Annotated in this window: 13 protein-coding genes; 1 reads left to right on the top strand and 12 read right to left on the bottom strand. The window is 39.2% G+C overall.

The window, feature by feature from the left end:
- Window positions 1-3: 3 nt before the first annotated feature.
- The 12 genes from kdpB to mobA all read right to left on the bottom strand — a co-directional run bounded on the left by kdpB (window position 4) and on the right by mobA (window position 11,728).
- On the bottom strand, window positions 4-2,016 hold the full coding sequence (gene kdpB / locus PEDSA_RS07930) for a potassium-transporting ATPase subunit KdpB (RefSeq protein ID WP_013632639.1): 2,013 nt from the start codon (window positions 2,014-2,016) through the stop codon (window positions 4-6).
- A gap of 20 nt (window positions 2,017-2,036) precedes the next feature.
- Window positions 2,037-3,725, bottom strand: a complete 1,689-nt coding sequence (kdpA, locus tag PEDSA_RS07925; RefSeq protein ID WP_013632638.1) for a potassium-transporting ATPase subunit KdpA — start codon at window positions 3,723-3,725, stop codon at window positions 2,037-2,039.
- Window positions 3,726-3,985: 260 nt separating this feature from the next.
- Window positions 3,986-4,063: a potassium-transporting ATPase subunit F gene (locus PEDSA_RS19845; RefSeq protein WP_083811774.1), complete on the bottom strand. Its 78-nt coding sequence runs from the start codon at window positions 4,061-4,063 to the stop codon at window positions 3,986-3,988.
- A complete protein-coding gene (locus PEDSA_RS07915) occupies window positions 4,060-4,449 on the bottom strand; it encodes a DUF7674 family protein (RefSeq protein ID WP_013632637.1) in 390 nt (129 codons plus the stop codon). The genes PEDSA_RS19845 and PEDSA_RS07915 overlap by 4 nt, the downstream gene beginning before the upstream one ends.
- Window positions 4,450-4,539: 90 nt before the next feature.
- Window positions 4,540-4,830 (bottom strand): DUF7674 family protein, encoded by a 291-nt coding sequence (locus PEDSA_RS07910; RefSeq protein WP_041537011.1) that lies wholly within the window; start codon window positions 4,828-4,830, stop codon window positions 4,540-4,542.
- 167 nt (window positions 4,831-4,997) lie between these two features.
- On the bottom strand, window positions 4,998-6,344 hold the full coding sequence (locus PEDSA_RS07905) for a sigma-54-dependent transcriptional regulator (protein ID WP_041537352.1): 1,347 nt from the start codon (window positions 6,342-6,344) through the stop codon (window positions 4,998-5,000).
- A 156-nt stretch (window positions 6,345-6,500) separates the two neighbouring features.
- On the bottom strand, window positions 6,501-8,504 hold the full coding sequence (gene mobC / locus PEDSA_RS07900; RefSeq protein WP_013632634.1) for a conjugal transfer protein MobC: 2,004 nt from the start codon (window positions 8,502-8,504) through the stop codon (window positions 6,501-6,503).
- A 197-nt stretch (window positions 8,505-8,701) separates the two neighbouring features.
- A complete protein-coding gene (locus PEDSA_RS20500) occupies window positions 8,702-8,908 on the bottom strand; it encodes a GDCCVxC domain-containing (seleno)protein (protein ID WP_002996045.1) in 207 nt (68 codons plus the stop codon).
- 6 nt (window positions 8,909-8,914) lie between these two features.
- Window positions 8,915-9,508, bottom strand: coding sequence for a mercuric transport protein MerTP (gene merTP, locus PEDSA_RS07890; RefSeq protein ID WP_002978464.1), 594 nt, complete (start codon window positions 9,506-9,508; stop codon window positions 8,915-8,917).
- Window positions 9,505-9,879 (bottom strand): ArsR/SmtB family transcription factor, encoded by a 375-nt coding sequence (locus PEDSA_RS07885; protein ID WP_002978466.1) that lies wholly within the window; start codon window positions 9,877-9,879, stop codon window positions 9,505-9,507. The genes merTP and PEDSA_RS07885 overlap by 4 nt, the downstream gene beginning before the upstream one ends.
- 128 nt (window positions 9,880-10,007) lie before the next feature.
- Complete coding sequence (gene mobB / locus PEDSA_RS07880; protein ID WP_013632632.1) at window positions 10,008-11,288, bottom strand: conjugal transfer protein MobB; 1,281 nt, start codon at window positions 11,286-11,288, stop codon at window positions 10,008-10,010.
- A gap of 8 nt (window positions 11,289-11,296) precedes the next feature.
- A complete protein-coding gene (mobA, locus tag PEDSA_RS07875; protein WP_013632631.1) occupies window positions 11,297-11,728 on the bottom strand; it encodes a conjugal transfer protein MobA in 432 nt (143 codons plus the stop codon).
- A 212-nt stretch (window positions 11,729-11,940) separates the two neighbouring features.
- Here mobA and PEDSA_RS07870 point away from each other — a divergent pair, with 212 nt between their 5' ends.
- Complete coding sequence (locus PEDSA_RS07870) at window positions 11,941-12,462, top strand: hypothetical protein (RefSeq protein ID WP_013632630.1); 522 nt, start codon at window positions 11,941-11,943, stop codon at window positions 12,460-12,462.
- The last annotated feature ends 2 nt before the right edge of the window (window positions 12,463-12,464 follow it).

Here is a 12,464-nt window from a genome sequence, read left to right as displayed (position 1 = left end):
CTTTTAAATAAATACTGAAACCAAAATATCTATGAGTTTTATCCCTATAAAAGGGACAATGATACCGCCCAAGCCGTAGATGAGTAGGTTTCTACGAAGCAGGGCACTCGCTCCGATAGGCTTGTAGGCAACTCCTTTTAATGCCAACGGTATTAACAATGGGATGACGATAGCATTGAATATAACTGCCGATAAGATGGCACTTTCAGGTGAATGTAAGTTCATAATGTTTAAGCCCTGCAAGGCAGGAATAGAAGCAATAAAAAGTGCAGGTACAATAGCGAAATATTTTGCCACGTCATTAGCAATGCTAAAAGTGGTTAATGTCCCTCTTGTCATTAATAATTGCTTGCCTATTTCCACTACTTCAATCAGTTTGGTGGGGTCATTATCCAAATCCACCATATTGCCTGCTTCTTTAGCTGCCTGAGTACCGCTATTCATAGCTACGCCTACGTCTGCCTGCGCTAAAGCGGGCGCATCGTTGGTTCCATCGCCCATCATAGCGACCAATCTGCCTTGCGATTGCTCATTGCGGATATAGTTCATTTTATCTTCCGGTTTTGCTTCGGCAATAAAATCATCTACACCTGCTTTTTCCGCGATGTATTTTGCCGTCAATGGATTATCGCCGGTAACCATTACGGTTTTGATACCCATTTTTCGCAGCCGCTCAAAACGCTCCTGTATCCCGGGTTTAATAATGTCCTGCAACTCAATTACTCCCAATACTTTTTCATTTTCTGCAACAACGAGTGGTGTTCCACCATTGCTTGAAATGGATTTTACCTGTTCGGCTGTTTCTGATGGAAAAAGATTTCCCGCCTTTTCCACCAAATTCCGTATGGCATCCGAAGCTCCTTTTCTGATTTTTACATTCTCATAATCAATTCCGGAACTTCTTGTTTCTGCCGTAAATTTTATGAAACGAGGATTTTGTATCTGATAGCTTAATGGATTAACACCTGCCAATTCTATGATAGATTTACCTTCGGGGGTTTCATCTGCCATAGAGCTTAACACTACTGATTTTGTAAAGTGCTTTTCATCTACACCGTTTACAGGATAGAATTTTGTTGCTTTTCTGTTACCAATGGTAATAGTTCCTGTTTTGTCCAATAAAAGTACATCAACATCACCTGCGGTTTCAACCGCTTTACCACTTTTGGTAATGACGTTTGCCCGCAAAGCTCTGTCCATTCCCGCAATACCGATGGCTGATAATAATCCGCCAATAGTGGTAGGAATTAAACAGACAAAAAGCGATATAAATGCAGCAATGGTAATCGGGGTTTGTGCATAATCTGCAAATGGTTTAAGTGTAACCACTACGATAATAAATACGAGTGTAAAACCTGCCAACAAAATAGTCAAAGCAATTTCATTTGGTGTTTTCTGACGGCTTGCCCCTTCCACCAAAGCAATCATTTTGTCTAAAAAGCTTTCGCCTGCTTCGGTAGTTACCCTGACTTTGATTTTGTCTGATAGTACTTTTGTACCACCTGTAACGCTACTTTTATCGCCTCCTGCTTCTCGGATTACAGGGGCACTCTCACCCGTAATGGCGCTTTCATCTATGGTTGCCAAACCCTCTATAATTTCACCGTCAGAGGGGATGATATCTCCTGCTTCACAAACAAAGACATCCCCTTTTTTAAGCTGTGATGAAGAGACGGTCTGTCCATTTTCTAATTTGGCTGGCGTTTCTTCTCTTGTTTTACGTAAGCTATCGGCTTGTGCTTTTCCTCTGGCTTCGGCAATGGCTTCGGCAAAGTTGGCAAACAATAGCGTTGCAAATAATATAATCGTAACGATAAGGTTATAGGCAAAACTGCCTTGACTTTGTTCTCCCAATGCTATCCATACACATACGCCTGCCATAACCAATGTACCTATCCACACCATAAACATTACCGGATTGCGGAACATTTTTGCAGGGTGCAGCTTGAAGAATGATTGCTTCAACGCTTCATTCACCAATGCAGGTTCAAATAATTTATTTATGTTATTATTCATTTCTATTGAATTGATAAAGATTAATAAAGTGAAAAGTATTCGGCAATCGGACCTAAAGCCAACGCAGGGAAGAATGCCAATGCCGCAATGATGGCAATAACTGCAAACACCATTAAACCAAATGTAGATGTGTCGGTTTTGAGCGTTCCTGAGCTTTCAGGTATAAATTTCTTTTCTGCAAGCAACCCTGCAATAGCAACAGGACCAATTATCGGAAGAAATCTACCCAACAGCAATACTATCCCCGTGGATATATTCCAGAATACGGTGTTATCTCCCAATCCTTCAAAACCGCTTCCGTTGTTGGCTGCCGAAGAAGTATATTCGTACAGCATCTCACTGAAACCGTGGAAGCCCGGATTGGCTAATGTTGCTGATGTATATTGTGGTAATGCGGCTGCTAAAGCTGTTCCGACCAAAATAAGGAAAGGATGTGCCAAAGCAATTATCATTGCTATTTTCATCTCTCTTGCTTCAATTTTCTTACCCATAAATTCGGGTGTTCTGCCCACCATCAATCCGCTGATGAATACCGCCAAAATGATGAAGATTAGGAAATTGAGTATTCCCGCTCCAACTCCTCCATAAAAGGCATTAATCATCATTGCCAGTAATTCGTTCATACCGGATAATGGCATTGAGCTATCGTGCATCGAATTGATACTACCTGTAGAAATAACAGTTGTTACGATGCTCCAGAAGCCGGACGCTGCTGCACCCAAGCGGATTTCCTTTCCTTCCATTGCTCCCAAAGAATTGTCAATTCCCATCTGTGTTATGGCAGGGTTCCCGTTCATTTCCATATTAATATTGGGGATTGCCAACAAAAGAAATCCTACAGTCATTACTCCAAACATCATCCAGGCAAACTTTTTCCTGCGTATAAAAAAGCCAAATGCAAATACCATTGCCATAGGAATGATAAATTGACCAAACATTTCAACCATATTGGTTAGGTAGGTAGGGTTCTCTAATGGGTGAGCACCATTAGCACCGAAAAAACCACCTCCATTTGTACCAACGTGTTTGATAGGTACGAAAGCAGCAACCGGTCCACGGCTTACTTCAATAGTATCACCCTGTAAGTTGGTTAGGGTATCTTTTCCTTCAAAGGTCATTGGCATACCTTCAAAAACGAAAATAGCAGCCAGTATCAATGATATAGGTAATAGAATGCGGGTACAGGATTTTAAAAAATAATTGTAAAAATTACCTAATTGGGTGGTTGACTTTTCTCTAAATGCTTTGAATAATACAACCGCTGCTGCCATACCTACGCCCGCAGTTACAAATTGAAGAAACATCAACCATATCTGCCCTAAATAACTGATGCCTGTTTCACCTGAATAGTGTTGCAGGTTACAGTTTACCAAAAATGAAATGGTGGTATTGAACGCTAAATCTGCTGATTGATTGGGGTTCCCATCCGGGTTTAGGGGCAGGCTCTCCATATTCATCAGTATTCCCATACTCATCAGAAACCAGAGCAGGTTAATGGTGAGCAATGCTACCAAATGCTGTTTCCAATTCATTTCATTATCAGGATTTATGCCTGATACTTTATAGAACAATCGCTCTATGGGATTAAATACAGGGTCAAGAAAAGTTCTTTCACCTGCATATACTTTTGCGATGTATTTGCCAAGGGGAATTGCCAGTAACAGCGTTACCCCGAACATCGCTATAATTCCTAAAATTTCTGTGTTCATATCTTTTAATTAAATAATAGTTTAATAAGCCATCCGAAAAGCATCACAAATCCGAAAACAACAAGAAATACAATGATAACTCTCCATATTTCTCGGATATCACTTCTAAAGTTTTTCATATTGTTTCTAATTAGAAAAGGATGTTTATTTTTATATATAGGAGGTATATAAAAGATATGAGCACAAGTATCCAGAAGATGATTGTAAACAGCTCTTTTATTTTTTTCCTCATTTCTCAATTTTTTGAATGGATGCTGTTTTTAAAATTTTTCTGGTTTAATCAGCACATAGCACATATAGAAAAATACTGCAATGGCGATGATGAATAATGCTATCATATTTTTATTTTTTGAATTATGATGTTGTTTTGCGTTAGATAGACAACCTGAAAAGGTTTTGGAATTTCAGTGTATAGTTGCTGCCACTGGTTTGGAGAACACCGTCTGCGTATGCCTTCAAATGAGCGTACAAATAGATTTTCAATAATATACCTGATGTAGTCGTTACCTCTCTGATATATCCATCCGATATATCGTATATGTCTGGTAATTTTGGTAAATTCTCCTTTTTCGAGCAAGCATCTAATCAGGTTTACGACTGCCTGAAGAATACCAGCGAAGTTTTTATGAGCAGACAGTTCCCTTATTTCATTGCTGATTTCTTTATGATGTTCAGCTAAATAAACAGCCGCACGGTCTTCATTGATTTTCTGTTTAGATTTCATATCTTTTCAAATAATCTTATTAATAAAAAAAAGAATGCGAAAAGTGCTACACCTGCGATTATTAATAGTATTGCCATTTTTATATATTTATTAAATTCCTGATGAATAGATTTGTCTGCAATACTCTTGTTTGAGCTGTTTGGGAAACAAGATGAGATACTCTTTGCCCCAACTGTAATTCATTTCGAGCAGTTGAGATAAGGGAAGAATAAATGTATTGGAAATGATTGTACGTGTGTAGCTGCTGCCTTTCTGAAATAATTGCTCGGCTTTGCCAAACAGGCTCACAACTTTTTTCTTTTGCCCCTTAAAGATGGCATCAAGGGCTTCAACCTCTAATTGTTGAATTTTCTCAAATTCGCTTTTTTGTTCGTGTTCCATTGTCATAAGAATATTTATTTACATTCTTCTTATGCCAATTCCTGTTCCATTAAAATTAGATTGTTTATAACTATTTGATTTTAAATAATTTAACGAGCGTATACAAAAGTAAGGCAACAAAAAACCCTTTCGTTTTGAAAGGGTAAAGACTATCGTTTTGAAAGGGTTTATTTTATATGGTACTCGTCAATCTTCCTGTATAAAGTAGTTAAGGCAATATTGAGCAGTTTTGATGTTTCTGTTTTATTGCCATTAGTGTAGTTCAACACTTTTTGAATATGAACTTTTTCTACGCTTGCAAGTTCAAAGGCAGATAGTGTTTTTTCACGGTTATCTAAAGTGCCAAGACGTTGTAATTCCAATGGCAGACTATCTTCTTCTAATTCTGTAGTACCTGTAAGTATTACGCTACGCTCAATTACGTTTTTGAGTTCTCTGATATTGCCTTTCCACGAATGTTGTTTCAGTGCTTCGAGATAGTTTTTTGAAATCTTATTGATTTTTTTGTTCGTCTTATTTGTAAATGTGCGAAGAAAGAATATCGCCAGTTCTTCTATATCAATAACCCGTTCTCTGAGTGGGGGTAGTGAAATCTGAAAGACGGCAATCCGGTAAAACAAATCTTCACGGAAGTGTCCTTCCTCTACTTCTTGTTGTAAATTTCTATTAGTAGCAGCAATAATACGGACGTTCACCTTGGTTGGTTTACTATCACCTACTTTTAGAAATTCTCCTGTTTCTAAAACCCGTAACAGCTTTGCCTGTAAATCTAAAGGCATTTCACCAATTTCATCTAAGAAAACCGTCCCGTGGTTTGCTTCCTCAAAAATTCCTTTACTGTCTTTTACTGCTCCTGTAAATGCTCCGGCTTTATGTCCAAACAATTCATTTTCTAACAAGTCTTTGCTAAAAGCAGAGCAGTTTACTGCTACAAAATTCTGTTTGCTCCTGTTGCTCGCATTGTGAATTGCTTGTGCAAATACCTCTTTTCCCGTTCCGGTTTCTCCAGTCAATAAAACGGTCGTTTCACTACCTGCCACTTTTTTTGCTGCGTCAATAGAAGCATTAAGTATTTTGGATTTTCCAATGATGTTATCAAATGAATATTTATTGGCTAACTGTCTCTCTAATTGTAATACCCTTTTTGCTAAAGATACTTTTTCGGTTGCCTTGTAGAGCAAGGGTATAATTTTGTTATTGTCATCACCTTTGGTAATGTAATCAAATGCTCCGTTCTTTATTGCCTGAACGCCATCGGGAATATTACCATAAGCAGTGAGCAAAATTATTTCTGTTACAGGATATTTGTCTTTAATATCTTTGGTCGCTTCAACGCCACTTCCATCCGGTAATTTTACATCGCATATCACGACATCGACATCAGCTATTTCCAGTTTTTTTAAGCCGGTTTTTATATCACCAGCCTCCACCACGTCAAAACCCTCCAAACTTATAATTTTGGAAAGTAAGGTTCTGATTTTTTCTTCGTCGTCAATTATTAAGACTTTACTCACATCAAATACTTTTAAAACAGCAAATTTAAAAATAAAAACGTTGGCAAATGAATTATTGCTTATAAACAAGAGTTTAAAGGGTGTATTGTCCGATAACTGTATGTTTTATATCAAATGTTCTAAACGTTATGGTTCTCTTAGTAAGAGCTGGGTAGCCTATTTATCCTCTTGTATCAAATGTTGCAAGTTCGGGTCATTCTTGATGCGCTCCATTTCTTTGACAACAATGTTCATAATATCTGTTTTTATCTGACGGTAATTGCTTTCGATTTCCTGCTTCATCTTATCCTCGCCTTGTTCATTTACAAAAGATAATATTTGAGGTATCTTCTGATAGGCTTTTGTTTCTGTTGCTACCGTTTCATTATCTACTACAATTTCAGCGTGAAATATTTTTTGCTCAATACGTTCATCGAAGTTATCCGATACAGAACCTACAAACATACCTTGTGTGAGCGTAGAAATTTTCGATGCAGGAATAAGGCTGTCTAACTGTGTTGATATGGAGGTAGATTTATCGTTACGGTTAATGGTCATACTTTGGCGTTTCTGTAATACTTTTCCAAAGCGTTCCGAAAGGCTTTTTGCCGTTTCGCCAACCACCTGTCCACTGAAAATATTACCGACGGTATTCTGTATAACCTTGCTTTCTTTGTCGCCGTAATCCCTTGTTAATTGCGAGAAATCCTGAAAGCCCAAGCAAACTGCGACTTTATTGCTTCTCGCAGTTGCGATAAGATTATCCAGTCCCCTAAAATAAATTGTGGGCAACTCATCTATAATAACGGAACTCTTTAGCTGTCCCTTTTTATTAATCAGCTTTACAATCCTTGAATTGTATAAGCCTAATGCTGCGGAATAGATATTTTGACGGTCGGGGTTATTACCAACGCACAAAATTTTCGGCTCTTTAGGGTTGTTTATGTCAAGCGTAAAATCATCACCTGTCATTACCCAGTACAGTTGCGGGCTAATCATCCTTGATAGCGGAATTTTTGCAGATGCTATTTGTCCTTGTAACTGGTCTTGTGCGCCGCCTTGCCAAGCATCCATAAAGGGCGATAAATAATTTTCCAAATCAGAGTATGAGGTTAAAATCGTAAATACGTCCGAATACTTTTTATTCAGTAATTCAATAGCGTGTGGAAACGTGCAATACTTACCATCTTCATAGATTTTCAGATACCAAATAATGGCAGCTAAAAGAATAATTGGGCTTTCCACAAAAAAATCCCCTTGCTTCTGTATCCACGACCTGTTAAGGTTTAGCATTATGGTATAAGCCGCTTCATAAGCATCTGAAATGTCGGTCATAAAGTCGGGATTGAGAGGGTTGCAACGGTGGCTCTTGCGTGGGTTGTCGAAATTTATCACGTAAAATTTCGGCTGAACTTTGTACTTATCCCTGTGCTTCAGCAAATGATTGTAAGCGATTGTGGAAAGGTCGTCGAACTTAAAATCGTAGATGTACATACTAAAGCCTTTTTCTATCTGCTGCTTGATGTAGTTGTTTACGATGGCATAAGATTTTCCTGAACCCGGAGTACCCAACACGATTGATGCCCTGAATGGATTGACAATGTTAATCCAACCGTTGTTCCATTTGCCTTTGTAGTAAAATTTAGTAGGTAGGTTAACAGAATACTCGTTTTCCATCAGCTTTGTTTCCTGTTGGAAGCTCTCGTTCTCGTTGTTAAAAACATCGTCCATCAGGTTAGTACGGAGCAATCGGCTCATCCATACGCCTGCCATCAACAAAGCGATATAACCTAATGAGATAGTAAGGATATACAGGAATGTGCCTGTTGCCGGGGGAAGCTTCAGCAATGGGGTGTTCAGGAAGAACAGTATAAAACCAACGCCCAAAGCCACATAAATTTTAGTCCAGGTTATCTTCTCATTCTTTACTCCTTTTGTGCCTAAACAGCTTAAAGCCAGTAAAACCAAAGCGAATGCTTTAGTGTATAGGGTATGTGAAAACAAGCCCGCCGTCCGGTCGAAATTGCCTAACATCTTGTTGATTATTTCCAACGTCCAACCACGTTCTAAAAAGAACCCGTAGCAGAACCAATAAAGGTGCATCAGCACCAAAAGAATACTGACTGCCCGCATAAAAGCCATTATTTTGGCTAAACCTCTTAAATCGTCTTCTCCCTGCATTCTTTTTTAGTTTTAATGTTCGGGCGTGAATTTAAAGGCTCTACACAGCGGCTATAAGAATGTGGCAGTCAATGGCGGTGCGTGGCAGTGTTTGGCGAAGTGATAAGAGTTGTAGCTTCTATGATCCTTTTGTATCGTAACATTTATGAAGCATCCAAATAAAAAATACTTTTAGTTGCTCTTCTGTTTTCTGTCCGTCAGCAACATTTTTTGTCCTGCTGAATTGGTGGACAAGGAACACTTCCGTAACTACAATAAACACAACAGTCTCCTTGTTTTGGTTTAAGAACTTGTTTGCATTTTTCACATTCGTAGAAATATTGGCAAGCGTCTGTCGGCATTGTTTCTTCTTTCTTGTGTCCGCAGTTGGGGCAAGTAATTGTTGATTGCAATATGATTTCCATTTGGTTTTATTTTTTGTCGGTTACAGAATATCCTGTTGAGTTAATTGCTTTTTCGACCTCAGAAATATTCGTTTTTGAGTTGTCAAATTCCACGATTGCGTTTCCTTTTTCGTATGAGGCGTTTGAACTTATTATTCCTGTCAATTTATTTACTTCGTGATTTACGTGTTCGCCACAACTTGCACAAGTCATTCCGCTAATCGTAAATTCTACTTTTTGAATATTGGATTTGTCCACCGCTATAATTTGCTTTTCTGTCTTTGGGTAGAAAATGCTTGAGTAGTATGGAAAGGCAAGCATTACGATTGCAAATGCTGTTACAATTCCTAAAAACATTTTTGACTGAATGAATTTTGGTTTTTCTTCTGTCTCACAATTGCAATCTATCTGCTTTTTGGGTTTCAACTTTTGATACCAAGCAAAACCAAGAACCAAAATTGTCAACCCGATAAAATAGGGTCGAAAAGGTTCAAGCCAAGAAAAAGTGGAAGCAAGACCGCTTGTTCCTGCAATAAGAGCCAATACTGGTGTGATGCAACAAAGAGAAGCTGCAATTGTAGTCAAAAGTCCTGCACCAATTAATTTTTTGTCAGTTTTCATATTGTTTCTAATATTTTGTTTTCGTCAAGTATTTTGAAAAATGGTTTCAGCATTTTTTCATACTCTTTAGTCAGTGAGTGAAAAATAGTTTGAGCTTCTCGTTCGGTTTCAATAAGTTTTCTGTCTTTGAGTTTCCGCAAGTGTTGTGAAACCGCTGAAATTGTCATACCAAGAATATCACTTATATCACAAACACAAAGTCGTTTTTCTTCATAAAGTAGAAAGAGTATTTTCAGTCTTACATTGTTTCCCGCTAATTCAAGTCCGTTCGATAAATAGTCAAAAGAACCGTTGAGTTCTGAAACTCGGTCTTTACAGCGGTTTATTTGTTTAATGTCTGCTTGTTGTCGTATGCAAGAATTATTGTCCATAGCACAAAGATAGTCAATTTGTTTATTTAAGCAATTACTTAAATACAACTCAAATTCTTTCAGAATTATAAAGTGACAGCTCAATAAATCTTTTTAAAAACAGATTTTTAATTCCAAAATCTGACCTCTTACAGTCTTCTTTTTTTTTTCTTCTTCATTTTGTTAGCAAAATCCTGTTCCTCGTAATCATCGCCCTGTGCTTCGGGTAACAAACCGCCAAATGCCTCAATCAAACCGTCTTCGTGTTTTTCAGTAGTATTCAGGAAGTCGAACAAATGATGAGGTTCTTCCGCAGGAAGATCTGCATCATTTGATGTGGATGTTTTTGGAAGTTGTACGACAGGTTCTTTAATCTCCGGTTTGATATTATTGTTCCAATAATCATTAAAGGTATTGGCAGAAAGTTCCTTTGCTAAGCGTGAACCGTTCCAAACCGCCTTTGAATTGTGGTCTATGAAAGTGATACCATAAATACGACCTGTATCGTTCCGGCGGACCACTACATTAATGCCCTGTTCACTAAACTGCTTTTTAAAAGCCTGCTCATCATTTGTGGATTTCAGAGCAATAGAAATTGCAGCTTTTAGGGTCTGCTTACTTGGGTGGTCTTTTAAATCCTCTTTGCATTTTGCAAAATGCAGTTCCAAAGCCGGAAGCCCTGCATTTTTACCAAACAACGAAGCCTTGAACGGATGCCCGGCTCTTTCGCCTTTCTCGTTTAAAGGAATATATAATAAGCCTTGCCGCATTTTTCCCTGCAATTCGCCCTCCACTTTTTCGGTGGTAACATTAAACAGGGAAAGCAAGGCATTGTATTCGCCCAAAGTCTGAAACTTATAATAATTCGGTAGGTGGCGGACAACCGAAGCGATTTGGCTTTTCACATCGCCTGCCCGATAATCTACCGGACGGAAAATCTTGTCGTTCTGCTTGTGTTCTTTATCGGTTGCGGGTATCAAGCCGTGTTGTCTTTCCAGTTCACGGCACACATTCATAGACCGCATTTTCTCGAATTTGTCCGAAATCTTTTTGCCCTCTTCGTCCACGCAAACCGATACGATATGAATATGGCTACGGTCAATATCTGTATGTTTGAATACGACAAAGGGCTGTTCGCCGTAGCCCATCTCCCGCATATATTCTTCTGCCATTTCCCGAAATTTATCATCACTTACCTTGTCATTCGGGTCGGGATTGAGTGAAATATGCAGAGTATGTTTCTCTGTATTGCGGTTGGCAATCAGGTAAGGGGCAAATGACTGGGCTAATTGTGCAACGGAATAATGACCGCTTGCGGTTTCAATCATCTTATTGGCGAACAAAATTTGCCCGTTTTCATTCTCTACTTTAAGCTGATTATATGCCAACGCCCCGTATAAATTTGCGCTTCTCCCGATTTTTGCTATCATTTCTACCGTTATTTTTTCAAATGTTTGGCTCCAAACTCCTCGCTTATCTGAATGATTTTTTGACAAAGCATCGCCATTTCTGCCGTCTGTTTTTCCAGTTTATACAGGAATGCTGCCGCCTTTTTCTCGGAAAAATTCTTGTACAATAGCTTTACAATCTGATTATAGTTTACACCTATGGAGCGGAACTGGCTGTGAAAAGAGGTCAGCCGCATATAAAAATCAACCGTTCCCTTGTCAATCTGAATGGTTTTTATGGTCTTGTCAAAGATGCAGGACGTTATGAAATGAGCCTTTACCTGCATACCTGATTTATCAAACAGGGCAAGAAAATGGGCGTGTTCCTGCTCGTTAAAGGAAATCGTATAGCGGATGGTCGCCGGGTCTTCTTTGGGGCGACGTCCGGTCTTTTTCAATTGCTTTTTGTTGTTATCGTTCATCACTAATCCATTTTAAAATCCATACAAAACCCTGACTTTGGAAGGTGTTTTCTGCCCCCTGCAAAGGGCAAGTTGTTTTGAGCATCGGAAATCATTCCGAGATGCTCAAAACACAACTTGCCGTGTTCCGGTGAACACAAAAATCCGCCCTGCGGGACGGATTGAATGTAACAGGGAAAAACGGCTCGTTGCCGTTCCCGTTACCCCCTGATATGTCAAAAGACTTTTGCATAAATCCGTTAATAAAAATCACAATACAAAGTAAAGCCCTGTTTACGATAGCGTTGCACTGTGACACAGTGCCAAATGCTGCCTCTGAACGCCAAACACTGCCACCGCTATACAACCGATTGAATTTGATGAGTTCTTTGCCCCTGAATGTTGACAGGCAGGCAGGCAGGCAGCCCGTGCTTCAGGACGAGCAGACGGCATACATTCAAGATGGCAGGTTATCCTGCCTGCAAGATTGCAGGAATGCAAGAAACCAAGAGCGCAGGAATGACGGAAAGCGTGACAGCCTGCTATCAGACAATCAAGCCTGCGTGATGGATAGAATGACGGACGGAACGAATGCAAGAACGCAATCACGCCTGATAGGATGCCTGAATGAAAGCATTGCTGCTGTACAGCAGGAAAGCAGGCAATCAGCAATTCCCGCAGGCAAGCCTGATAGCTATCCTGCAAGAAAGACAGCACGAAATCAGGACTGCACGGCTGAAAGCCTGCAAGACTGAAA

The sequence above is a fragment of the Pseudopedobacter saltans DSM 12145 genome (assembly GCF_000190735.1).
Classification (GTDB): domain Bacteria; phylum Bacteroidota; class Bacteroidia; order Sphingobacteriales; family Sphingobacteriaceae; genus Pseudopedobacter; species Pseudopedobacter saltans.
Note: the sequence above shows the minus strand (reverse complement) of the source record. Positions and strands in the feature narration are given on the sequence as shown.

Bases quoted from the DNA above. Each gene is read 5' to 3' on its own strand.
- mobA (WP_013632631.1), bottom strand. From the start codon at position 11,728: ATGAACGATAACAACAAAAAGCAATTGAAAAAGACCGGACGTCGCCCC.
- kdpA (WP_013632638.1), bottom strand. From the start codon at position 3,725: ATGAACACAGAAATTTTAGGAATTATAGCGATGTTCGGGGTAACGCTG.
- mobC (WP_013632634.1), bottom strand. From the start codon at position 8,504: ATGCAGGGAGAAGACGATTTAAGAGGTTTAGCCAAAATAATGGCTTTT.
- PEDSA_RS07885 (WP_002978466.1), bottom strand. From the start codon at position 9,879: ATGGACAATAATTCTTGCATACGACAACAAGCAGACATTAAACAAATA.
- PEDSA_RS07870 (WP_013632630.1), top strand. From the start codon at position 11,941: ATGTCAAAAGACTTTTGCATAAATCCGTTAATAAAAATCACAATACAA.
- mobB (WP_013632632.1), bottom strand. From the start codon at position 11,288: ATGATAGCAAAAATCGGGAGAAGCGCAAATTTATACGGGGCGTTGGCA.
- PEDSA_RS19845 (WP_083811774.1), bottom strand. From the start codon at position 4,063: ATGATAGCATTATTCATCATCGCCATTGCAGTATTTTTCTATATGTGC.
- merTP (WP_002978464.1), bottom strand. From the start codon at position 9,508: ATGAAAACTGACAAAAAATTAATTGGTGCAGGACTTTTGACTACAATT.
- PEDSA_RS20500 (WP_002996045.1), bottom strand. From the start codon at position 8,908: ATGGAAATCATATTGCAATCAACAATTACTTGCCCCAACTGCGGACAC.
- kdpB (WP_013632639.1), bottom strand. From the start codon at position 2,016: ATGAATAATAACATAAATAAATTATTTGAACCTGCATTGGTGAATGAA.
- PEDSA_RS07910 (WP_041537011.1), bottom strand. From the start codon at position 4,830: ATGGAACACGAACAAAAAAGCGAATTTGAGAAAATTCAACAATTAGAG.
- PEDSA_RS07915 (WP_013632637.1), bottom strand. From the start codon at position 4,449: ATGAAATCTAAACAGAAAATCAATGAAGACCGTGCGGCTGTTTATTTA.